Here is a 23,223-nt window from a genome sequence, read left to right as displayed (position 1 = left end):
CAGGTCGGCTGTCGTTCGCGCTCTCCTTCGACGACTTCATCATCACCATTTGCCGTGATGTGGAGATCGGACAGTGTCCAGGCGCTTCGCCATGACCCGCTCCCTGCCCACACCATCGAGCAGGAGGTCGCCGGGCTCACCCGTGTCCGTGAAACCGTGGCGCGCATAGAGCGCGGTCGCCGTGCGGTTGTCCGGCATGACGGACAACCGCAGCGTCTTGGCACCGCGCTCCGCCGCCCACCGCTCGACCGCCTGGATCAGGTGGTCGCCCACGCCCTTGCCGCGAGCCGCGGGATCGACCCACATCGAGATCAACTCCACGTACTCCGCTCCCTCGCCCGGCACTCCGCTGGCCATGCCCACTGGGAGGCCGTCGAGGAGCGCCATGAGATCGTGCGCGCCAGGAATCGACAGACGGGCACGCCAGCGTTCCTCCCGGTCGCCGGCGCCCTGCCACTGAGCCAGCGTCGATCCGAACGCGTAGGGCGCATCAGCGAGCGCGGCCAGTCGCAACTCCCGCCAAAGGGGCCAGTCGTCTGCTTCCAAGGTGCGTAGTTCAAGCATGATTGCGACCCTGCCCGCCCGACGGGGCGCGCGGCAAGGTGATGACGACCTCGCGTTCAGGGTGCGTGAGTGAGCTGTGGACCAGGCTGGAAGGACTTCAGCCGCGTGAGTGCAGTATGCGGCGCATCCGGTCGGCCCGGTCCAGGAGGTTGGTGCGGACGACCGGAACAGCCTGTGCCGCCAGGTCTTCCGCTCGTTCCACGAAGGTCAGGTCGATACCGAACAGCGGGAAGAGGCTTCTGGTGAACACCGTCGCCGGAATGCTCCCGCCGCGGTCGACGGTTGGCAAGAGGTCGAGGTAGGCCTCCCCGTAGGGCCTGAGCATGTCGTCCTGACCGGCGCTCCAGAACAACGTCGCAACTGAGTGGACAAAAGCGAGAGGCACCGCGCGGTCCGTCACCAGCGTCTGCCACACCGTCTCCTTCTCGGCCGCGTCCGGGGTCGCAGCGCTGACCTGAAGCCTGGTGACCCATGCTTCGGGATCCGGGTCGCGGTCGAGCAGAGCGTGTGCCTCGGCTGCGGTCGGACTCCCTAGCTGGGCCTTGCGAACCAGGGCACGCCACTGGAGGTCGATGTCCTCCCCTGCCTCGGTCTGGAGCCACGCGACCTCCTCCGGTTCGGCCGCGGTGCGGGCGAAGCCGCGCAACGCCGCTTTGCGGTAGGCGCCGACGCCGGAGAGGCTGCGGCACACCGCAGCCACTGTTCGCAGCAACTCGTCCCGCTCCGACTCCGGGCTCCACAGATCCGCGGCCTCGACAGCCAAGTTGAGATACGGCTCGACCACCGACGCGGACGTCTCGACAGCGAGTACTCCGGTGAGGCACTGCACGGCTTCGGCTGCTGTCGCTTCGCCGTTGATCAGCATGTCCCAGGCCGTGGTGACGGCGACACCCCGCGCGGTCGCCGTGGGCAGACGGGCGGCGTTGCGAAAGAACGTGTCTCTGGTGGCGGTGTCAGGTCTTGTCGAGGCGAAGGTCAGGTCTTCATCGTTGACCAGGTACAGATCGGCTCCTGCCGGCAGGTCGATCCGGGTTCGCTCCCCTGCTACCTCGACTTCGACGAGTGCCGTGCGCGCGAGACGGTCCCCGGAACGCTCGTAAGCGCCGACGGCAAGCACATGCCGGCGCAGCCGCCCACCCGCACCCTGGGCGATCAGGGCGAACCCGTCTCCGTCGTGGCTGAGAGTCAGCCGGTCGGTGCCCGCTGATTCCAACCATCCCGCGCGCCACTGGTTCAGGTCACGTCCGCTGGCGTCGGCGACCGCGTCGATCAGGTCCTGCAGCGTGGTGTTGCCCCAGGCATGCATGGCGAAGTAGTTGGTCAGCCCCTGGGAGAAGTTCGCCTCGCCGACGTACGTCATCAACTGGTGCAGGACGGACGCGCCCTTGGGGTAGGTGATGGCGTCGAACGTCGCTTCGGCCTCGGCGACGTCGCGGACCTGCTGGCGGATCGGGTGCGTCGCCGGTCCCTGGTCCATGAAATAGGCTTTGAGTTTCTCGCCGGCCAGATGTGCCGTCCAGGCGTCGGTGTACGTCGTCACGCTCACGGCGGCCCAGTTGCTCGCGAACTCCGCGAACGCTTCGTTCAGCCACAGGTCGTCCCACCAGCGCATCGTGACGATGTTGCCGAACCACATGTGCGCGAGTTCGTGCAGCAGGTACCGCGCGAAGATGTCCCACTCCGCTCTGGTCGGCGTGCTCCTGCGCAGGAACCAGTCCATCCAGGTGACGCAGCCGAAGTTCTCCATCGCGCCGGGGTACTCGGGCGTGAAGACCTGGTCGTACTTGTGCTGCGGAAACGGCATGCCGAACTTGTCGGCGAAGAACTCGAGCCCCTGAGTGGTCAGGGTGAACAGTTCCTCGGCGTCCCGGTCCAGGATCGGCGCCAGCGACCGCCGGGCGAAGAGCCCGAGATCATGGCCGGCTCCGCGACGCCGCAACTCGTAGTAAGGACCTGCGTTGATCACCGTGTTGTACGTCGCCAGCGGCGGCGTCGGCGGGAAGGTCCAGCGTCGCACAGAGCCGAGGTCTTCGATCTTCGGGTCACCGCTGTTGCTCAGCACCTGCCAGCCGGCTGGAGCGGTCACCGTGAACGCCCACGGCGCCTTGAGGTCCGGCTGATCGAAACAGGCCCATACGTAGCGGGCATAGTCGGGAGTGAAGTCGGTGTAGAAATACGTCTCGCCGTCGGCGGGATCGACCGCCTTGTGCACGCCCCGGGCATCGGCCGAGCACTCCGCCACGGAGGCCACCGTGAGGACGTTGAGCTCCGCAAGGTCAGTCAGCGTGATCCGGCCCTCGACAGGCGACGCCACCACGACTCCGTTGAGTGTGGCGCTCTCGACCGCCGCCGCACAATCGGCAAAGGTCCCCGCCCCGGGCCGGTGGCACGTGAAGGTGATCGTCGATTCGCACCGGACCCGCGAGCCGGTCATCAGACCCGTGAGGTCGACGGCGACGTCACATCGCTCGACCGTCAGCAGGCTCGCACGCCCCTCGGCCTCGGTCTGGGTCAGACTCCTGCCGCTCATCGCCGTCCCCCTCGAAGATTCGTTCATCGCTACGAACCACCCACCGAACACCAAGAGGCCACCGTGGACCAGGTTCCTTGTCGGTGCGCTTCAAGTCTGCCAGCGGCAGACCACGGCCGATCCGGGCGCGACGATCGCTACATTCCAGTCTCATGGCGACGATTACGACGCGTACGGTCGAGTACCCGGCCGACGGTTTGACGATGATCGGGCACCTCGCGCTCCCGGCCGGTATCGACCGCCGGCCCGCGGTGCTGCTCGGACCGGAGGGCATGGGGCTCAGCGACGTCGAGCGCCGCCGGGCCGATGCTCTCGCCGAGCTGGGATACGCAGTGCTGGCCTTCGACCTCCACGGCGGGCGCTATCTGGGTGACCCCGAGGAGATGCTGTCCCGTTGCATGCCGCTGCTCGCTGATCCCGACCGGATGCGGGGCATCGGCCATGCGGCGCTCGACGTGTTGCGCGCCGAACGGCGGACCGACCCCGACCGGATCGCCGCCGTCGGTTACGGCACCGGGGGCGCCATCGGGCTGGAGCTCGGGCGTGACGGCGTCAGCCTGCGCGCGATCGGGACCGTCAACGCCCTGACCACGGGCCGACCGGGTGAGGCGGCGCGCATCCTCTGCCCGGTGTGGGCCGGGGTCGGGTCGGAAGACCCCATCATGTCAGCCGCGCAACGGAACGCGTTCACCGCTGAGATGCAGGCGGCGGGCGTCGACTGGCGCCTCACGGTGTACGGCGGCGCCTTGCACGCCTTCCACCACCCGCCGGTCGACCACCCCACAGTCCCCGGCGTCGGCTACCACCCACGGCACGCGCGGCGGGCCTGGCGGGATGTCGTCGGCCTGCTCGCCGAGTGCCTGCCCTTGATCCAGTGATCTTGTCAGTCCGAGTTCGGGTGTCCGCCGACCGCCGCGACGCGGCCGGGCCATGGAGGTCGGGTCAGCCGGCGCGCTGCGTCGTCTCTCCGGCCTGAGCGGGTACGGCGGGCAGGGAGATGGTGCAGGAGGCGCAGCGTCGGGCCTGGGCGGGTACCGGGCTGAGGCACTCGGGGCAGTCCCGTTTGGGGGCCTGGACGTCCTGGTGCGGGGCGAGGCGTTCGTGGAGCTTGTTGATCGGGAGCACGACCAGGAAGTACAGGGCGCCGGCGAGGAGGAGGAAGCTGATCGCCGCGTTGACGAAGGCGCCGTAGGGGAACTTGATGGCACCCACGGTGAAGGTCTTGCGACTCATGTCGCCGGTGGCGCCGGTGGCCAGCCCGACGAGCGGTGTCAGGAAGGCGCGGACGAAGCCGTTCACCACGGCGGTGAACGCTGCACCGATGACGATGCCGACGGCCAGGTCGACCACGTTGCCGCGCAGGATGAAACTGCGGAAGCCCTTCACTTTCTGACTCCTAAGAGGCTCTTGACGTCGACGAGCGGCACCGAAAGTGCGGTAAGCCCACTCCTTTTCACCACCTCTGATGCCCTGCCACCCCTCCCCCATGCCGGATCCGCCGCACGGCGCGGTACGTACGGGTTCAGCAAGGGCGTGACGACGGCAGACCATCCTTGACCTGCTGCTCCGGCAGGTGCGCTGCGACCGCTGAGCGTCGAGGTCAGCCGCTGGCGACTGCCGGGCCGGCCGGACCGGGGAGCGTCTGCTGAGCGTGGGGGCAGGGCGTGGCGGAAGTGGTTGTGGGAATGCGCATCCGACGCAGGAGACCACGGGTGGTGCGCTTGTGCAGCGTGCTGCGCCAGGTCAGTCCCGGGTGGCGGGACCGCAGGTGTGACAGCGCGCGGGTGCCCAGACCGGTGCTGTGGAAGCGCTCGTCGATGACGACGGCGGTGATGACGCCCTGGGCGCAGTCGGTGCAGATCCGGTACCGGACGTCGCCGACGACCTGGCGGGTGTGCACGAGGAGCAGGCACTCGTCGCCCGGGCCGGGGTCGTCCGGGATGTGCGTGGACAGGAAATCGATTGCCCGGTACGCGAGGGCGCGGCGGCGCAGGCGGCCGGTGCGCCGACCTCGGTGTGAGTGTTTGGCGCCGCCGTGACCGGGCGGCGATGTCTCGGCTGTGGCGGCCTGGCCGAGGAGACTGCTGCTGGCGGGACGCGCATGTAGTCCGTGCATGACGTCTCGAGTGCCCGAACAGCCGACGGCTACCCCTCCAGCGCGTGGGCGCCCGGCCCGGGCCGTTCTGGCGTGCGAAAACCGCACATACGGCATACGACTGCCGTGAAGGCCCATCGGGCAGCCGCGGCCCGGGACGGCTCGGCGCTGGGCGCCAGCTCGGCTACCGGGACAGCGGTAGCCGCCGTGCCCGTGGGAATGCTGGGATACCACCACGGGCACAACCTTCCCCCCGTGTCAGGAGCAAGCCGATGACTCCTCCTGCTGCACGCCACCCGGCGCTGTCGGCTCGGTCATGGCACACATGACCCTGAGCGCCACAGGCGCGGCCCACCCCGACATGGTCTGGCAGCGCTACGCCGACGTCGACCGGTGGGCGACCTGGTCGCCCCAGATCAAGGCGGTCCACTCTGTGGGCCGCCGCCTCGGTCCCGGCCTGAGCGGTACGGTCCAAGGACTCGGCGGCGTCCGTGCCGCCTTCGTCGTGGAGGCGGTCGACCACGACCGCCGCACCTGGACCTGGCGGGTACGCCTGGGCCGCATCCGGATCCGGCTGCACCACGAGGTGAGGCCACAAGGCCGCGGCAGCACCACGAGCCTGAAGATGCACGGCCCGCGGCTCGTGCTGCTGGCCTACGCGCCCCTCGCCCGTCTCGCTCTCCACCGCCTCGTGCAGCCCTGACCTCACCGCCCGGCTACCGGGGTCCGTCCGGCTGGTACGTCGAGCAGGAGCCATGCGCAGCGGCCCCACAGGCAGGAGGAGCAGGGTTCCACTGCTGGGCCTGCGGGGCCGGTGCATCACTCACCTACCCCGCGGCGCGTCCGATACGCCCGATCTCTCCCCACCATGCGCGCAAGAAACCTTGTTACGCGAGTGGGGCCCGGCCGTATCCGGCCGAGCCCCATCACCTCACGCGCGCGGCGCGCTCTTCGCGCCTTGTGTCTGTCGTCTACCAGCGGTACCAGCGGCCCTTGCGGCCGCCGCTGTCCGCGGTGCGGACGACGAAGCCCAGCAGCCACACGACGAGCACGATCACCGCGATCCACCACAGCGCCTTCAGCGCGAAACCCGCACCGAAGAGGATCAGAGCCAGCAGAAGAACCAGAAGCAGGGGAACCATAGCTATCAACCTCCTGGCCACCGAATGCCCTCACCCGTTGCCCACAAGCCCACAAAGTAGGAGTTACTTCCGCGACACGCGGGGCATATTCACAGGCTGCGCTCCGTGCATCGTTCCCCCCGGCCGCGCACCCGGGGAGGGAAAACGATCATCAACCAGGTTCCGCGCGCTGGGAGGCGGGGCAGGTTCCTGGTACCCATGGCTGCCGGGTGCGACAGGCTGAGGGCAGCTCGTCTCGATCCGGCGGCGGGCCAAGACGACGATGTTCCGTGCCCGTAGTACGGCCGCCGGTCAGAGGCGGCTCATCGTGCGCCGCGAGCGCGGCGCGGCGCTGCCCCTGACACCCACGTGCAGCCGGGCGCGCCGCCCGCGCCCGGCCCCGAGCGCAGACAGGAGGCCGCAAGTGACCGCCCTGCCCCAGGGCCGCGACTGGACCCGGATGAAGCGCGCCGACTTCGACGACTCCGCTCCGCTCAACCTGGTCGACGCGGCCGTATGCCGGCCGGTGCCCGCCGAGCCCGACGAGTGCGGGACCCAACCGCTGTTCGGGAAGGACCCGAAGCCCCCGCGTCCCCGTCGCCCCCGCACGCCGGCCCCAGCACCCACCGAGGTCTCCGAGAACACCGACACCTTGTTCTGAACCGGCCCCCAGGAACCGACACCCTGAGCAGCTTCACGAACTGCCGTGCTTCGTGGCAGTCGCCGACGACGCCAAGTCGTTCGACCTTTAACACCCGACCGTTCGGCGGTTGTTGCCGACTGTTTTCTGAGTATTGGCTCTGCCGGGACCGCCGCATCCTCCACGCGAAGCGTCAGCGTATCCGAGAAACCGGCATTCCGGGCCTGCCGGGTGAGGTTTCCCAGTCAGTGAACTCGCCATGCGATGACACATGGAGGACCGGAACGAGCCAGGGGGAAATGAGAACCGGCCATTCCACGGAACGGAGTACTTCGCTCCCTCGGCGCGGTGAAATCCGGGGTGTGCCGACCCCTTACATCCGGACATACCTGAATTGCCTTCTCCAAACGAACACGAGATCGGTGCAGTCTCGTAGTTGACACGTGTGGCATCGGCTCGTGACCATGCAGTGCGGATCACGGCGCATGATCCACCCGGTCCTGAAACGAGGGGCGTACGAGCGAGTGTTCTCCTCGCCCGCTCCGTCATCCAGATCCGCCCCACCGGAGGAAATTCCAGGCTCAAGGAAGGAATCCGACAGCGCCCCTCGCCCAGCAGCGACTTTCCCGCCGCGGGCTCCTTCTCTGCCCGGCAGAGACGGTGTGCGGGCGACCTGGCCGGAGAGATTCATTTCGCCGTCATATCCGTCACCCAATCAGGACACCCGCGATTCCGTGTGCCCGGACGCGTGGTGACGAAGGAGTGAGTACATGACGTTCAATGCCCTGATGGGCACGTCCCCGAACGGCGACGAACTGCCACGGGCCGGCGCCACCGCACGGCTCCACACCGTGATCAGCGGCCACTGGTCCTCGGACGCCCTGCTGCGCCTGCGCCTGAGGCGATGGCCGGACCCGGCGGAACCGCATCCGGCGGGCCATGAGGTGGTCGCTCTCGACGACGGCGGCTACGCGCACACCGTGGACGCCGGCACCGGCTTCGTCACGGTGCAGTTCACGCCCGAGCCGGACTCCGCGCCGCACGCGCTGGAGCACAGCGATCCGCCGACCCCCCGCTGGCGCGCAGCCGTGCTGACGGAGAGCGTCCGCCCGGACGATCCGGGGCCGGCCGCGGTCGCCCGGGCGCTGGCCGAGGCCCTGCGGAGCGAAGGCGCCGCCTTCAGCGAGACCGAGGTGGCGACGCTGTGGGAGGCGATGCCGCTGCTGCGTCGGTACGCCACCGAGGACAGCGCCCTCGCCGACTGGGCGCTGATATTCCGCGACCACTACGTGGAGAACAGCGTCGGCTTCCTGCTGGCCGCCGAACGGGCGGGGTTCGCACCGCAGTGGATCTACGCGCTGGACAAGGGCGACAAGACGTTACGACGGGACCGCGTGCACGGGTGGTTCCTGTCCCGGGGCTACCGCAGCGCCACCCTCGACAACTCCGTCGTGAACGGCACCGCCACCGACGAGGAAGTGCGCCGGGCGCGCGAGGTGGGCTCCGACGTGGACGCCTTTATCCGCGCGGCGCACGCCGAAGGCCGTCGCGTTCTCATGGTCGACGACGGCGGCATCATCGCGCTCGGCTCCGCACACGAACGCCTGGTCACCGAACAGCCGGACGCGGCGCTGGAGTTGACCGTCAGCGGGCTCAAACGAATATCGGCGGCGACCGACATGCGCCTGCCCGTCCTCAACATGGCGCGCTCCGAGGTCAAGACGCACCTGGCGTACAACGAGATCGCCGACTCGTGCGTGCGGCGACTGCGCGCCATCGTGCCGGGGGCGAAGTTCGTGGGCCGGCGGGTGCTGTCCCTGGGCTTCGGCACCCTCGGCGCCCGGGTCGCGAGGGCCCTGCGCGCCATCGGGTGCCGGGTCACGGTCGTGGACACCGACACACTCGCCCTCGTACGCGCCGCCGAGGAGGGCTTCGACACCAGCCGCTCGGCCCACGAGGCGCTGCGGCACACCCGCCCCTTCCTGATCGTCGGGACCACCGGCGAGGACGCGCTGACCGAGGCCGACCTGGCGCTGCTGCCCGACGGCGTGCTTCTGGCCGGCTTCGCCACCCGGGACTTCAGCCTGCTCAGCGAGCGTCGCGTCGCCACGGCGGCGTCGGACGTCCCCGGCGTGGGGGTGCGCTACACGCTGCCCGGGCGCCGCTCCGCCGTCCTCCTCGGCGACGGCCGGTCCCTGAACCTCTACACCTACGAGGGCATACCCAACCGGGGCTATGACGCCTACCGCGCCGCCACCCTGGTCACCGCCAAACACCTGTGCCGGTCCGCCGCGGACCTCGCGCCCGGCATCCACCTCGGAGTCGTGGACGAAGTCGTGCGCGAAGCGGGGCTGTTCGACGCCTACTACGACACGTATCTCGCCGACACGGTCCAGCCGCCCGAGGGCGTCGTCGAGGGCGGCGTCGAGGACGGTGGGGGCGCACATGAGTGACCTGCCCCGCGTGTGCGTCGTCGGCTACGGAGTGGCCGGCAAACTGCACCACCGCCTGCTGGAGGCCGCCGGTCTGCGCGTGTGCACCGTGGACCCGGCCCTGACCGGCGTACCCGGAGGCTTTTACCGCCACCGACCCGTGGAGCACAGTGCGACGGTGCGGGACACGGCGGGCCCCGTGCACCTGTGGTCGCTCTGCACACCCACCCAGGTGCATGTCGACGTCCTGGCGGAGGTCCTGAAGCGCGACCCGCGGGCCCGCGTCATCATGGAGAAGCCGGCCTGCCGGGCGCAGGACGTGCCCCGTCTCCTGGATCTGCTGGAGCGGCATCCCGGAGCGCGCGTGGTCGTGATGAACCAGTACCGGCACGCCCACGCGCTGCGGCTGCTGGACGACCTGAGGCGGCACCACATGCCGGACCAGCCGGTGACGGCGGTGCGCGTCGCCTTCAGCAAGGACCGGCGAGCCGACATGGAGGCGGGCCGGTTCGTCGACCGTGACCACGGCGTCTTCGGCTACGAGTGGCCGCACATGCTGGCGGTGGCGAGCCGGCTGCTGCCGCCCGACACCTACCGTGACTACGTCGAGAGCCCTGTCGAGGACGTACGCGGCGTCGTTCACGAGGACTACTTCGTCACGGCCGCGCGGGAACGCGCCGTGGTGGCGGACGGCGTGGAGCTGGAACTGTACTCGTCGGTCGTCGGCGACGCGCCCGACGACACCGGTGTGCCCGACTGGGCCCGTCCCTTCGGCCACTCCACCGGCGGCCGACGACGACTCGCCCAACTCCAGGTCGGGCCCGCGCTGTTCACGGCGGAGATGGACCCCGTGGCACTGCCGGACGGTGGCCGGCTGCCCGGCAACACCCACCGGCTGACGGCCCAGCTTCCCGGCGGCTGCCAGGAGACGCTGGTGAACGACTCCCCCATGGACAACGCCCTGCGCACCGCGGTCGCCCGGCTGCTCGGCGACCTCCCCCTGCCTCCGGTCGACCTGCGGCCGGTGCACCGCATCAACGCCCTGGCGGACCAGTTCCGGCACGCCCGCGAGACCGCCACCGCGGCCGCGGCCGGACAGCTGAGCGGAGGCCCCGTATGAGCAGGCTCCGCTTCGGCGTCATCGGCTGCGGTGTGATCGGCGGTCTGCACGCCCGGGTGCTCAGCGGCTACGCGCCGCTCGCCGAACGGGCGCGACTCGTCGCCGTCGCGTCGCCGTCGCCCCAGCGCGCGCGACGGCTGGCCGAGGAGACCGGCAGCGAGGCGACGGACGTCGCCGCCCTGCTCGACCGCTCTGATATCGATGTCATCAGCGTCTGCACCCCCAGTGGCCTGCACGCCGAGCTGGGGCTGCGGGCACTGGCCGCGGGCAAGCACGTCGTCGTGGAGAAACCCGTCGAGGTGACCGCCGAGGCGGCGGACCGGCTGATCGCCGGCGCACGACAGGCCGGACGTGCCCTGGCCGTCATCAGCCAGCGCCGCTTCGACCCCGCCTCCCGCATGCTGCGTTCCGCCCTGGACGCCGGGGAGTTCGGGACGCTGACGTCCGGGCTCGTGGAAGTCCCCTTGTGGCGCGGCCAGTCCTACTACGACTCGGGCGACTGGCGCGGCAGCCGGGCCCTGGACGGAGGAGGTGCGCTACTCAACCAAGGGGTGCACGCCGTCGACCTCGTCCAGTGGCTGATGGGCCCGGTCGTCGAGGTCGCCGCGCACACCGCCCTCAAGGGGCACCATGGCATCGAGGTCGAGGACGTCGTCACCGCGAGCCTGCGGCATGCCGGCGGCGCCCTGACGTCCCTGCTGGCGACGACCGCGGCGTACCCCGGGCGCACCACGCGCCTGACGGTGCACGGCGACCGGGGAAGCGCCGTGATCGACAACGACGAACTCACCTGGTTCCACGCCGCCGGACCCGAGGACGACACCTCCGCCTACGGTGCCTACGGAGCGGGCAACCAGGCCGCCGAGCGCCGTCCGGCCCCTGTCGCCGAGCAGCGGGACGCCAGCGGTCTGCTCCCCTCACCGCACGGCGACCAACTCCTCGACTTCTGCGACGCGGTCACCGAGGGCCGGCCCCCCGCCGTCGACGGCGAGGAGGGCCGCAGGGCCCTGCGGACGGTGCTCGCCGTGTACGAGGCGGCGCGCACCGGCGCCGTCGTACAGGTCGCACCCGCCCCTGAGACGTCACCCGCCCCATCCGCCCCCATGACCCCGGAGCCGGCATGACCAGTGTGAGTTTCGTCGTCGCCGACGACGAGTTCGAGCGTGACTTCCTGCAACTTCCCCTGGACGTGGCCAACGCGGCCGCTCTGCTGGGGCGGGACGGGGTGGACGTCGTCGTCTGGGACCGTCGCCTGAGCGACGAGGCACCCCGCGTCGGCACGGTCGACGTGGCCGTCGTGGTGACGGCGATCGCGGACCGCGCCCAGTGCTACCCCCTCGATCTGGGCCCGGTGCGCACCGCCGTGGAGCAGGTGCGGCGGACCTGGCCGGAGGCCACCGTCCTCGCCGTCGGCCCGCACGCCACCCAACTGCCCACGGCCACGCTGCGCGAGCTGGGCGTGGACCACGTGGCGCGCGGCGAGGCGGACGCGGCGGCGGTGCACGGCGTACGGGACCTGCTGAGCGGCAGGCCGGTGCTGGGCGAGCTGCCGCTGAGCGGGACGTACCCACCGCTGGACTTCGACGGGGCGCCCCTGCCCGCCTACGACCTGCTGGACCTGACCGCCTACACGGCCGAGACGTTCACCGGCGGGCGGGTCAGGCGCGGGCCGTGCGGCATGGTGCTGGGCGTGCGGGGCTGCACCTACGGATGCACCTTCTGCCACCTGCCGTTCGGCACGCGGATGCGCCCCGAGCCCGTGGAGCGCACGCTCGCGGAGATCGAGGCGATGCGCGAACGCGGCGTGGACTCGCTGTTCTTCCTCGACTACGTCTTCGGTCTGCACCCGACTTTCTACAAGGAGCTGTGCACCGGACTCGTCGGAGGCGGCCTGGGCTGGAGCGGGCAGAGCCGGGCGGAGGTGGTTCTGCGCCAGGACGTGGACCTGTGGGCCGCCGCGGGATGCAACGGTATGTGGCTGGGCGCCGAGTCGCCGGCCGTGGCGGAGACCGGCGTCGGCAAACGTGTCCCGGCGGAGAAGATCGACGCGGCGATCCGCCGGCTCTCGACGGCCGGCATCACCCCGTTCGCGTTCATCCTGCTGGGCCTGCCCGGCGACCCGGCCTGCCTGAGCGGCGAAGTGGTCGACTGGGCCGCCTCACTGCCGGGATACTTCGGGCTCAACCAGCTCTTCCTGCGCCCCGGCACCCCGCTCTACGACGAACTGGCGGCCGACTACAACGACGGTACGAAGCCGACGACTTGGGCCGAGGTGGAGGCGGTGACGCGGCGCTATCGGGAGCGCTATCCGGTCAGCCTCGACGACCTGTGGCAGCGGCTCGTCAAGCTGCCGAACTACATCGGCAACGCGATGGCCGCCGTATGAGCACCGGTCGCCTCGTAGCCGGCGACGGCCCGGTGCACCGCGCCGGGCCCCGCGCCGGACGGCAGGAGCCCTTCGTACCGTGACCGCTGATGCCCAGAGTGCGGCGCGCGAGGCGACTGCCGTCGGGCCGGTGCTGCCACGCGCGTTCTGGTGGCTGTGGACCGCCACGCTCGTCAACCGGCTCGGCGGCTTCGTCGTCGTGTTCCTGTCGCTGTACGTCACGCTCGACCGGGGCGGCTCGGCGTCCTTCGCGGGGCTCGTCACCACCTTGTACGGCGTCGGCGGCGCCGTCGGCTCGGTCGTGGGCGGCCTGCTCGCCGACCGCCTCGGCAGGCGGGCGACACTGCTGGGCGCTCAGCTGCTGAGCGCCGTCGGCACGGGGGCGCTGGCGTTCGCCCAGGGGCGGACGGCACTCGCGGTCACCGCGTGCCTGGTCGGCCTGGCGGGCAACGCCTCCCGGCCGGTCGTCCAGGCCGTGGTGGCCGACATGGCCGGCGCGCAGGCACGTGTCAGGGCCTTCTCCCTCCTCTACTGGGCCGTCAACATCGGGGTGGCGGTCTCGGCCGCGCTCGCCGGAGTGCTCGCGCAGCGCGGATACACCCCGCTGTTCCTCGGTGAGGCGGCGGTGACCGTGGTGTGCGCGCTGACCGTCTTCCTGGCGGTGCCCGAGACGCGCCCCGAGCCGGTCCGGCGGGGAGACGCCGCCGCCCCGGACACTCAGGCCGGGGCGGAACCGTCGAACCGGCGCCGCTTCGTGGCCTTCGTGGCCGTGACCTTCCTGGTCGGGCTGCTGATGCAGGAGATCAGTACCGCACTGCCGCTCACCATGACGCGGGCGGGCTTCAGCGCACGCGACTACGGCCTGGTCATCAGTCTCAACGGCCTTCTCGTGGTGGCGCTGCAACTCCCCGCGGGCCGGATCCTCGCGCGCTTCGGTCCGGCGGGCCCCCTGGCCGTCGGGACGCTGCTGCTGGGCGCAGGGCTGGGGACGACGGCCGTGGCGGCCTCCCTCGGGGCGTACGCCCTGAGCGTCGTGGTGTGGACGGTCGGCGAGATCCTGCTCGCTCCGACCGCCATGGCCGCCGTGGCCGACCTCGTGCCGGGCCACGCGCACGGGCGCTACCAGGGGATGTACAGCTTCGCCTGGTCGGCGGCGGCGTGCGTCGCGCCGGTGGTCTCGGGATACGCACTGGACGGCGTGGGCCCGACCGCCCTGTGGGTCGCGAGCGCGGTGCTGGGCGCGCTGGCGGCCGTGGGGTACTTCCTCGTCCTGCGCGGACGGCGCGACGACTGAGGGCCAGGACGACCGAGGAGCAGGATGACCGACGAGCAGGAGGATCCACAGGAATGGCCGATGAGATCGCGTTCTGGGACTTTTCGAGGTCACAGGTGCTCAGCCGCTACAACGGTTCGAGGATCGACGTGCGGGAGATCGCGGAACTGTGCGCTGTCCGCGGGGAGATCGAAGCCGTCGACGCGCGATTCCCGTCCGCGGACGAGATGGCGGGAATCCATCCCCTGGCGCTCAAGCGGCCGCGCCGGTGGGAGGCGGCGATCGCCGCGATGATCTACGCCTCCAGCGGGCAGGTCGCCCTGCGGGAGGAGATCATCAAGGCACGTGAGCTGCTGGACCGGCTTCCCAAGGCCGACCGGAGCGCTCTCACCGTGGCGCGCATGCTCGCGCTGGTCCCCGCCATGATCGCCGGCTTCCGTTTCAGCCGGCAGGGCGAGGCGTTCAACCCGGAGGCGAACCGCTTTCTGGAGGGCGCGCGTTTCCTGTCGGTGCTGCTGGAGGAGCGACCGGCTCTCGACGTGGAGATAGGACTGTGCGCGCACCGGGCCGGCGTGAGCGATCCGGTCCTTCCTGAACACGTCAGCTCCACGGGCGCGAACCGCATGGTGGCGTTCGTGGCCGCACTGCTGGACAACTCGCGGGCGAGGCAGCGCACGGTCAGCGTCTCCCAGCAGACGGCGACCGACCGGGCCGCCGGCACGGTGAACTCCCTTGTCTTCCTGCACTACGCGCACGGCGGGAGGTTGGAAGACTTCCTCCGCGCCCTCGACCAGCACGCGGACGACATACGCGCGGTGCTGGCGCGGCACAACGCCGCCTCGGCGACGCGTTTCCGGTTCACCCCGCTCGATCCGTTCAGCGAGGTGGTGGAGCGGGACATGGAGGAGGTGTTCGGACCGGACTGGACCGGTGCGCCCACCGATCCGCGATGGAGGCCCGGGGGCACGCTGGACTCGGCCGTCGAGGAGGCGAAGGGGAAGATGGCACGGTTCATGCGGAACGAGCCGCTGGACATCGACCGGTTGCTCAGGCTGCACAAGGACTCCGGGGCTCCCAGTGAGCGAGGTGTGTCGGCACTCCACTGGTTCGACCGGCACCAACGGCAGCCGCTCGCTGTCCGGGCCCGTTACGACGTCGCCTTCCACCACCGCCTGGCCTTGACCACTATGGAGAAGGACGGCGTGGGGATCGGCATGGAACGGGGATGGGACGCGTACCAGTGGCTGGCCTGGCGAGCCGCGTACGGTTCCGCCGGAACGGCGATGCCGCTCCTGTACGCCCGGAGCTCGACGGAACCCGCGAGCCACGTCTCCCTGCGGAGCTTCAACCTGCGGCAGTTCTGGTGACGGGTGGGGCGCCGGAGGATGAGGGCGCGGCGGGCCCCTGCATCGCGGCCTGTCCGGATGCGGCACCGAGGCCGGCTCGCGATGCTCACGCAGCGACTCACCCGTAACTCACGAGCAGTGCAGAGGACTTCCGCCCCTCCTCGAAGAGGTCAGCGCACACCGTCAGCCTCTTCCACGAACCTGGGGCCGCGGTACAACCATCGGACGTGGTCGGGAGTCTGTTCTTCGCTGCGCATCGCGTGATCAAACGGGTGGCCCATTGGGGGACACGAAGGTGCGGGCTGTCGTTCTGGGTTCGCGGATGCCGTCCGGGCGTCTGTGGTTGTACAGGGGGTTTTCGTGCGTCATTCAGTGCGTCTCGCCGTGGCAGCGGCCGTAGCCGCTTCTCTGACCGGCAGTCTGACGGCCGTCTCGGCCGACCGTGCCGTAGCGGCTCCGGCCAAGCTGGCGGACGACTTCAACGGTGACGGATACCGGGACCTGGCCGTCGGCATGCCCGGCACGACCGTCAGTGGCAAGGAGGGCGCGGGTGCCGTTCTCCTCACCTTCGGTTCCGCCCGTGGCCTGACCGGCAAGCACGTCTACATCACGCAGAACTCCACAGGCGTGCCCGGCACGGCCGGGTACCAGGACTTCTTCGGCAGCAGCATCGCCAGCGGTGACCTGAACGGCGACGGTTACGCCGACCTGCTGGTCGGCAGCGAAGGGGACACCACCTCCGGCACGTCGGGCAACGGCTCGGTGACCGTGCTGTGGGGCGGCACGTCGCCGTTGCGCAGCGGCCTGGCTCTGCCCGCGGGGGATTCGTATTCCGGGCGGATGTTCGGCGCAGACATCGCCGTGGGTGACTTCACCGGCGACTCCGCCCCCGACATCGCCGTCAGCGGACAGACGTCCCTGTGGCTGTACTCGGGTACGTTCACCCGCACCAAGGCCCCGGCAGGACTCGACGTGGGCGACCCCGATTACACCGGCAGCTGGAACCTCGCGGCCGGCGACTTCAACGGCGACGGCAAGGACGAACTGGCCGTCGTCCAGCAGAAGGCCACCCTCGTCTACGGCCAGAACGACCAGACCACCGACGCCGACTCCTTCACCGTCCAGGCCCACCTCGCCGGCGGAGACCGCGTGGCGGCAGGAGACCTCAACGGCGACGGCCGCGACGACCTCGCCGTCGCCCTGGCCGACCCGCGGCTGAACCCCAACGGGCTGACAGACCCCAGCCACAAATCCGGCTACGTCACCGTCCGCTACGGCGACCGGGCCGTCACCGGCGGCCTCGCCCCCACGGGCCAGGTCTTCCACCAGGACACCGCAGGCATCCCGGGCACCGACGAGTCCGACGACCACTTCGGCGCGTCCCTGGCCATTGCCGACATCACCGGCGACCACCGCGCCGAGCTCGCCATCGGCGTTCCCTACGAGTCGTTCGGCAGGACCGTCAGGGCCGGCGACGTCCTGGTCCTGCGCGGAAGCGCCCACGGGCTGACCACCACGAGCGCGGCACGCTACTCACAGGACACGCCCGGCGTCCCCGGCAGCACCGAGAACAACGACGTGTTCGGCTCCCAGGTGCGCCTGGCCGACTTCAACCGAGACGGCAAGGCGGACCTCGCCGTCACCGCCCCCCACGAAGACCACGGCAACGGCGCCCTCTGGCAGCTACGGGGCACCAGCACCAAAGTGAGCACCAGCAACGTCAGTGTCTTCGGCCCCAAGGACTACAACGTCGCGTCCGGCTCAGGCATCGGCGACACCCTCCTGGGCTGAGGTCCGGTCACGACCGGGGCGGACGACCGCTCCCCGTACAAGGGGGCCGTGCCGGTGACAGTCGTCAACGAATGACTGTCACCAGCACGGTGGCCACGCTGTCAGACCCATGACCGTCACCCACCGTCCACCATTGGACAGATAGTCTTCGCACAGATAATCTATGCGTAGATGATCTAGCCGAGGAGACCACTCATGTGGGAGTACGAGCACAGCATCGAGACCAGCGCCACCCCCCAGGCGATCTGGCGGCTCTGGGCCGACGTCGAGAACTGGGGTACCTGGAACGCCGAGATCGAGAAGATCGAGATGGACGGCCCGTTCGTCGCGGGCACGCAGATCACGATGACGCCGCCCGGGGACGACCCGGTACTGCTGCGCATCGCCGAGGCGGTCGAAGACGAACTCTTCGTCGACGAAGCGCGCTTCGACGGCCTGCTGCTGCGCACCGTCCACCGCATCGACCGGATCGACCGGAACCGGATCCGTGTGACGTACCGGATGGAGATCACCGGCACCGGCGCCGACGAGGTCGGCCCGCAGATCGGCCCGGGCATCACCGCCGACTGGCCCGAGACCATGGCCTCGCTGGCCGAGCTGGCGCTTCGCTGATGCCCCTCAGCCCCGGCGACAGCCCCGGATTCCTGCTGTGGCACGCCACCCTGCGCTGGCAGCGCGACATCGCCGCAGCCCTGGCCCCGCTCGATCTCACCCACGTGCAGTTCGTGCTGCTCGCCTGCACCTGGTGGCTCAACACCCAGGGCGAGCACCCCAACCAGCTGGCCCTCGCCCGCCAAGCCGGCACCGACGTCAAGATGACCTCCCAGGTACTACGCAATCTGGAACACAAAGGACTCATCGAGCGTGAAGTCGACCCGGCCGACGCCCGCGCCAAACGACTGCGCGTCACCGACGCCGGCGCCGAGCTGGCCCCACGCGCGATTGCCGCCGTCGAGCGCGCCGACGCGCGGTTCTTCCAACCGGTGCCCCTCGACGACGCGGTAGCCCTGCTCGGCCCCCTGGCCCATCCCGAAACCTGAAACGCCCTCATGGGCAACTGCGGGCCACCGAGCGCGACTTGTCCGGTCGGTGGCATCTGCAACAGGCCGGCCCCACCGCCCCGCATGGGGCGCAGTGGCGCACGTCGCTCACCAGACGACGGGCAGTTCGGTGAGGGAGTGGAAGACGGGATGTTCGCGAACGCGGAGCTGACCGACCTCGCAGGCCAGACGCAGCGTCGGCAGGGTGGTGAAGAGCGAACCGAGGGCGAGCGTCACCTCCAGGCGCCCCAGTGACGCGCCGAGGCAGAAGTGGGCGCCGTGGCCCCACAGCAGATGATCGGAGGCGTCGCGGTGGATGTCGAGGCGCTCGGGGCGGGGGAAGACCGTGGCGTCATGGTTGGCGGCGAGCAGGCTGATCATCACCGACTCGCCCGCGCCGACCAGGGTCTCGCCGATCCGGACGTCCTCCGTGGCCTGGCGTACGACGTTGTCCTGGATGATCGACCAGAACCTCATCGACTCCTCCACGAACTGCGGCAGCAGGGCCCCGCCGTCGGCGAGGACCTCCGCGCGCAGTCCGTCGTCGGTCAGCAGGCTCAGCGCGCTGAAGGCGATCTGAGTGGCCGTCGACTCGTGGCCGGCGATGAGGAGCAGCTTCAGGATGCCGAGGAGGTCGGCGCGGTCGAGTTCGCCGGTGGCCACGTGGTTGGTGACCAGACGGCTGACCAGATCGTCGCCCGGTTGCTTCTCCTTGGCGCGCGCCGTCTCGTCCAGGAAGGCGATGATCCGGTGGTGGGCCGCCAGGGAGAGCGCCGGGTCGCCGTCCGTGAGCAGGATCCGGGTCTGCTCCAGGAAGAAGGCGGTGTGCTCGTCCGGAATCCCCAACAGCCGGGCGATGACCAGCGCCGACACATGGGCCGCGAAGTCCCGTACCAGGTCGGCGGGTTGCGGACCGGCCGCCAGGGCGTCGGCAGCCCGGTCGGTCAGTTCCTGGAGACCGGGTCTCAGCATGCGCACCCGGCGCGCCGTGAACTCCGGGGCGACCATTCTGCGCAGCCGACCGTGCTCCGGATCGTCCATGCGCAGGAACCCGCTCGGCCGGTCGTCGGTAGGCACGGGAATGCGCAGCGGAAAGCCGGGCCGGGTCTCGTCGGCGCTCAGCCGGGGGTCCTTGAGCGCGGCCTTCACGTCCTCGTGGCGGGTGATCAACCAGGCCAGCTGCTCCTCACCGGCGACCGCCGGCAGCCGGACCAGCGTCGGCGGCCCGTCACGGACGACACCCAGGGCCGGTGGCGGCGACAGCGGACAGACGCGGGCCAGCGGCCAGTCCAGCACACTGGGGTATGCAACGCGCACGGTCTCCCCTTCATGTGAACGAATGCCCGCGCCACACGTCGTCCTCGGCGGCGGTGCTCCGACCGAACTACACAACCACCCCCGGCTGACGTCCGGGTGACCAGCCACTGACCCGGGCCCCCCGTCACTGGCTCGACCGGACCTCGGGCGCGAAGACACCTGCTTGCGCCGGCTTCGGACCGACGCACAACCGGCCACGCGAACCCTGCACCAACGGCAAAGCAGAGCCGGTCCGTCCGACCGGATGGCGCTCGAGCGTCGTGATCCGGCTGACATGTCCTCAGACCACACCGGAGCGCCGGGGCAGGCCGTCGCCTCAGCGGCGGGACATGTAGAGGTCGAGAGCTTTGTGCAGGACCTTGTTCAGGGGATAGTCCCACTCGCCGAGGTACTCGACGGCCTGGCCGCCGGTGCCGGCCTTGAACCGGAGCAGTCCCAGAAGGTGGTTGTCCTCTTCCAGGGTGTCGGTGATGCCGCGGAAGTCGTAGACAGCCGCCCCGAGTTCGTGGGCGTCACACATCATGCGCCACTGGATGGCGTTGTTCGGCTGGACCTCGCGTTTGCGGCTGGTGGAGGCGCCGTAGGAGTACCAGACGTGCTCGCCGACGGTGAGCATCGTGGCGGCGGCGAGCACCTCGCCCTCGTGACAGGCGAGGTAGAGGCGCATCCGGTCGGCGTCCTCGGCCTGCAGCGTGGTCCACATCCGCTGGAAGTAGGCCAGTGGTCGCGGGATGAACCGGTCCCGTTCAGCGGTCTCGACGTAGAGGCCGTAGAACGTGGGAAGGTCCTCGTAGCCGCCCTGGACGACCTTGACGCCGGCCTTCTCCGCCTTCTTGATGTTGCGGCGCCACTGCTGGTTGAAGTCGCGCTGGATCTCTTCCAAGGACCGGCCGGCGAAGGGTACCTGGAACACGTAGCGGGGCTGGCCCGCGGCAAAGCCGTCCTCGCTGCCGGGCTCGGTCTGCTGCCAGCCCATCCGGCGCAGCCGGTCGGCGATGTCGAAGGCCAGCGGCTCCTGGACGGTGGCCTCCACATCCCGTAGTTTCCTGGCCTGCGGGTCGGCGATCGCGGCCTTGACCGCTTCGGCGCTCCAGCGGCGTGCGACGACGGGTGGTCCCATCTTCACCGAGAAGGCGCCCTGCCCCTTCAGATACGCGAGCATCGGCTCGAGCCACCGCTCCAGGTCTGCCGCTGCCCAGTCGATGACCGGGCCCTCCGGCAGATAGGCGAGGTACCTCTTCAGCTTCGGCAACGGTCGCAGCAGCACCAGACCTGCCCCGACGAGGCGGTCGCTGTCGTCGAACCAGCCCAGACACTGCGCCTGCCAGTCCGGCTTCACGTCCCCCCACGAGGGAACCTGCATGTGGCTCACCGAGGGCCGGGCCGTGACGAAGGCCAGATGCTCCTCGCGGGTGATCGCCTTCAAGCGATAGCTCATGCGCAGTGCTCCTTTGTCCGACGCCCAAATCTACCGAGGTAGGGAACGCCCAAGTGTTCCGTGCAGGACGGGTGCTCGGCGAGGACCGAAGCGGCGCAGTCGAGTGGGATGCCGCCGCGCTGGAGTGGGTCATCGCGGTCGAGTCAACGATCTTGCGGGTCCATCAGCACGCGACCGGGGCCAGGCCAGGTCCAAGCGGCTGTATGCCTCGTCAAACCAGGCATCTTTCAGCGGGACGCTCACTGTCACCGTCGTCAAAGACGATGAGGCGTCCCTGATCGTCACATGAGCCCGTCCCTCCTCCGGGTCACGCTCGATGAATACCTCAGGGCCGCGGGTGTCCTGGCGCCACGCGATGTCCTGGCCGGCGTCGAGCGCGTCCAGGGCCTCCTGCCAGTGCCGCAGGTCGTCCGGCAGCACCCAGGTCTTGAGGCTTCCGCGCACGAACGGCGTGTCGACCAGAAACTCTCCGGTCAGTACACCGCAGGCGTCCTGACCGTCCGGAAATCCCCGAGCACGTCCCCAGGATCCGTCATGGTGTCGGCGAGCCGTGGCCGCAGCGCGCCACTCTCACCTACGCTGCTCTATGGATCTACGGAGGATGACGGTGGAGGGCACCAGCACGCGTACGGTCCACCCCGACGACGGCACACCCGACCGGCGCCCGGCCGAGATGCCCGCCCACCCGGCGGAGCCGGCATGACCGGCCGGGGCGACACCGCCGACGTGCTGCCGCCGTTCCCCGGGCCGCCGGACGGACCCGTCTACCTGGACTACAACGCCACCACGCCCGTCGACCCACGGGTCGTCGAAGCGATGATGCCGTACCTGACCCGCTTCTTCGGCAACCCCTCCAGCAGCCACCCCTACGGCGCCGAGCCGCGGCGCGCGCTGGGTGCGGCCCGGGCCCAGGTCGCCGCCCTCATCGGGGCCCGCACCGGCGAGATGGTTTTCACCGGCTCCGGTTCGGAGGCCGACCTGCTCGCACTGCGCGGCGCGGTGCTGGCCTCCGGGCGCTCACGGCCGCATGTGATCACGCAGGCCACCGAACACCCGGCCGTGCTGGAGAGCTGCCGGTCCCTGGAGCGCCTGCACGGAGCACGCGTCACCGTGCTGCCGGTCGACGGCGACGGGCAGGTCGACCCGGACGCGCTGGACTCGGCGCTCACCGAGGCGACGGTACTGGTGTCGGTCATGGCCGCCAACAACGAGACGGGCGCCCTCCAGCCGGTCACCGAGCTCGCCGCCCTCGCGCGCAAACGCGGCGCTCTCTTCCACTGCGACGCGGCCCAGGCGGTGGGGAAGATCCCTCTCGACGTCGACGAGCTGGGCGTGGACCTGCTCACCGTCGTGGGTCACAAGATGTACGCGCCGAAGGGCGTCGCCGCGCTCTATGTGCGCGAGGGCGTGCGGCTGGAGCCGGTGGTCCACGGCGGCCCGCAGGAGCAGGGGTTGCGGGCCGGCACGGAAAACGTCGCCCTGGCGGTCGCCCTCGGCACCGCCGCCCGTATCGCGGCCCACGAGCTCGACCACGGCACACCGGACCGGATCGCGACCCTGCGCGACGACCTCCATCGGCGGCTGAGCACGGCCCTGTCCGGCCGCGTCCACCTCAACGGCCCCGAGAAGGCCCGCCTGCCGAACACCCTGAACGTTCGCATCGACGGCGTACTCGGACACGAACTCCTCGACGCCGCGCAGGGCATCGCGGCCTCGACGGGTTCCGCCTGCCACAGCGGCACCCACACCCCGTCGCCGGTGCTGACCGCCATGGGGCTCGAACCGGCCCGCGCACTGGAGGCGTTGAGGCTGACTCTGGGACGCTGGTCCACGCCCGCAGGCATCGAGACGGCGGCGAACGCGCTCATCGAGGCGGCTGCCTCGCACTGACCCGGCTCGGCTGGGCCATCGTCGATCCGCGCCCGATCCCCGCCCGCGCCTTTCGTGGCCGACCGCCAACGCCTACGCAGCCGGAGCCCGGCGCGCATCGGCACTTCGGCAGAGGGGTGAGGATGGTCAGGGGGTGATCTTCTTCCGAGCGGCGGCCATCGCGGGCGCGGGCGTCGACGAGGTCCTCGCGGCTCGACTTCGACCGGCCCTGCACCTCCCATGGGCCACCAAAGCCACGGC

Annotated in this window: 20 protein-coding genes and 1 pseudogene; 14 read left to right on the top strand and 7 right to left on the bottom strand. The window is 70.3% G+C overall.

The annotated features are described in order from the left end of the window. Positions 1–42: 42 nt before the first annotated feature. Together B446_RS33510 and pepN are read right to left on the bottom strand one after the other, a co-directional pair. Entirely contained in the window at positions 43–564 is a 522-nt protein-coding gene (locus B446_RS33510) for a GNAT family N-acetyltransferase (RefSeq protein WP_020937695.1), read from the bottom strand. A 97-nt stretch (positions 565–661) separates the two neighbouring features. Beyond that, positions 662–3,094 (bottom strand): aminopeptidase N, encoded by a 2,433-nt coding sequence (pepN, locus tag B446_RS33505; RefSeq protein WP_043477272.1) that lies wholly within the window; start codon positions 3,092–3,094, stop codon positions 662–664. A 152-nt stretch (positions 3,095–3,246) separates the two neighbouring features. Between pepN and B446_RS33500 the strand changes: the two genes are divergently transcribed. Then, the gene (locus tag B446_RS33500) at positions 3,247–3,972 is read left to right on the top strand and encodes a dienelactone hydrolase family protein (RefSeq protein ID WP_043474541.1); all 726 of its coding nucleotides are present in this window, start codon (positions 3,247–3,249) and stop codon (positions 3,970–3,972) included. A 64-nt stretch (positions 3,973–4,036) separates the two neighbouring features. On the opposite strand, the gene mscL is transcribed toward B446_RS33500, so the two are convergent. Then, positions 4,037–4,480 carry a large conductance mechanosensitive channel protein MscL gene (gene mscL / locus B446_RS33495; RefSeq protein ID WP_020937698.1) on the bottom strand — a complete coding sequence of 148 codons (444 nt, stop codon included), beginning with the start codon at positions 4,478–4,480 and terminating at the stop codon, positions 4,037–4,039. A 415-nt stretch (positions 4,481–4,895) separates the two neighbouring features. On the opposite strand from mscL, the gene B446_RS39355 reads away from it, so the two are divergent. Both B446_RS39355 and B446_RS33485 read left to right on the top strand, forming a co-directional pair. Then, positions 4,896–5,114, top strand: a complete 219-nt coding sequence (locus B446_RS39355; RefSeq protein WP_158506735.1) for a hypothetical protein — start codon at positions 4,896–4,898, stop codon at positions 5,112–5,114. A gap of 391 nt (positions 5,115–5,505) precedes the next feature. After that, positions 5,506–5,892: an SRPBCC family protein gene (locus tag B446_RS33485; protein WP_237751113.1), complete on the top strand. Its 387-nt coding sequence runs from the start codon at positions 5,506–5,508 to the stop codon at positions 5,890–5,892. A gap of 268 nt (positions 5,893–6,160) precedes the next feature. On the opposite strand, the gene B446_RS33480 is transcribed toward B446_RS33485, so the two are convergent. Then, positions 6,161–6,331 carry a DUF5670 family protein gene (locus B446_RS33480; RefSeq protein WP_011113206.1) on the bottom strand — a complete coding sequence of 57 codons (171 nt, stop codon included), beginning with the start codon at positions 6,329–6,331 and terminating at the stop codon, positions 6,161–6,163. Positions 6,332–6,734: 403 nt separating this feature from the next. Between B446_RS33480 and B446_RS33475 the strand changes: the two genes are divergently transcribed. The 10 genes from B446_RS33475 to B446_RS33430 all read left to right on the top strand — a co-directional run bounded on the left by B446_RS33475 (position 6,735) and on the right by B446_RS33430 (position 18,338). Then, positions 6,735–6,971, top strand: a complete 237-nt coding sequence (locus B446_RS33475) for a hypothetical protein (RefSeq protein WP_020937701.1) — start codon at positions 6,735–6,737, stop codon at positions 6,969–6,971. 749 nt (positions 6,972–7,720) lie between these two features. Beyond that, positions 7,721–9,403: a hypothetical protein gene (locus B446_RS33470; RefSeq protein ID WP_020937702.1), complete on the top strand. Its 1,683-nt coding sequence runs from the start codon at positions 7,721–7,723 to the stop codon at positions 9,401–9,403. Further along, positions 9,396–10,502, top strand: a complete 1,107-nt coding sequence (locus tag B446_RS33465) for a hypothetical protein (protein WP_020937703.1) — start codon at positions 9,396–9,398, stop codon at positions 10,500–10,502. The genes B446_RS33470 and B446_RS33465 overlap by 8 nt, the downstream gene beginning before the upstream one ends. Then, a complete protein-coding gene (locus tag B446_RS33460) occupies positions 10,499–11,626 on the top strand; it encodes a Gfo/Idh/MocA family protein (RefSeq protein ID WP_020937704.1) in 1,128 nt (375 codons plus the stop codon). Before B446_RS33465 ends, B446_RS33460 begins: the two co-directional genes overlap by 4 nt. After that, positions 11,623–12,888 carry a B12-binding domain-containing radical SAM protein gene (locus B446_RS33455; RefSeq protein WP_020937705.1) on the top strand — a complete coding sequence of 422 codons (1,266 nt, stop codon included), beginning with the start codon at positions 11,623–11,625 and terminating at the stop codon, positions 12,886–12,888. Before B446_RS33460 ends, B446_RS33455 begins: the two co-directional genes overlap by 4 nt. 79 nt (positions 12,889–12,967) lie before the next feature. Next, positions 12,968–14,182 (top strand): MDR family MFS transporter, encoded by a 1,215-nt coding sequence (locus tag B446_RS33450; protein WP_020943802.1) that lies wholly within the window; start codon positions 12,968–12,970, stop codon positions 14,180–14,182. 53 nt (positions 14,183–14,235) lie between these two features. Next, positions 14,236–15,528 (top strand): hypothetical protein, encoded by a 1,293-nt coding sequence (locus tag B446_RS33445; protein ID WP_020937707.1) that lies wholly within the window; start codon positions 14,236–14,238, stop codon positions 15,526–15,528. Between the two features lie 363 nt (positions 15,529–15,891). Next, complete coding sequence (locus B446_RS33440; protein ID WP_020937708.1) at positions 15,892–17,298, top strand: FG-GAP-like repeat-containing protein; 1,407 nt, start codon at positions 15,892–15,894, stop codon at positions 17,296–17,298. Positions 17,299–17,493: 195 nt separating this feature from the next. Further along, the gene (locus tag B446_RS33435) at positions 17,494–17,910 is read left to right on the top strand and encodes a polyketide cyclase/dehydrase (RefSeq protein WP_020937709.1); all 417 of its coding nucleotides are present in this window, start codon (positions 17,494–17,496) and stop codon (positions 17,908–17,910) included. Next, positions 17,910–18,338: a MarR family winged helix-turn-helix transcriptional regulator gene (locus B446_RS33430; protein ID WP_020937710.1), complete on the top strand. Its 429-nt coding sequence runs from the start codon at positions 17,910–17,912 to the stop codon at positions 18,336–18,338. The genes B446_RS33435 and B446_RS33430 overlap by 1 nt, the downstream gene beginning before the upstream one ends. A 108-nt stretch (positions 18,339–18,446) precedes the next feature. Here B446_RS33430 and B446_RS33425 read toward each other — a convergent pair whose 3' ends face one another. The 3 genes and pseudogenes from B446_RS33425 to B446_RS40550 form a co-directional block, all read right to left on the bottom strand. Beyond that, positions 18,447–19,655, bottom strand: coding sequence for a cytochrome P450 (locus tag B446_RS33425; RefSeq protein WP_043474545.1), 1,209 nt, complete (start codon positions 19,653–19,655; stop codon positions 18,447–18,449). Between the two features lie 316 nt (positions 19,656–19,971). Beyond that, positions 19,972–21,093 carry a lipid II:glycine glycyltransferase FemX gene (locus B446_RS33420; protein ID WP_020937712.1) on the bottom strand — a complete coding sequence of 374 codons (1,122 nt, stop codon included), beginning with the start codon at positions 21,091–21,093 and terminating at the stop codon, positions 19,972–19,974. A gap of 129 nt (positions 21,094–21,222) precedes the next feature. Continuing rightward, positions 21,223–21,576 (bottom strand): annotated as a pseudogene (locus tag B446_RS40550) (DUF5959 family protein); the annotation flags it as partial. A 216-nt stretch (positions 21,577–21,792) separates the two neighbouring features. Between B446_RS40550 and B446_RS33410 the strand changes: the two are divergent. After that, entirely contained in the window at positions 21,793–22,983 is a 1,191-nt protein-coding gene (locus B446_RS33410; RefSeq protein WP_020937714.1) for a cysteine desulfurase family protein, read from the top strand. Positions 22,984–23,223 lie beyond the last annotated feature (240 nt).

Source organism: Streptomyces collinus Tu 365 (assembly GCF_000444875.1).
Taxonomy (GTDB): Bacteria; Actinomycetota; Actinomycetes; order Streptomycetales; family Streptomycetaceae; genus Streptomyces; species Streptomyces collinus_A.
This window is presented reverse-complemented; position numbering and strand designations above follow the sequence as displayed.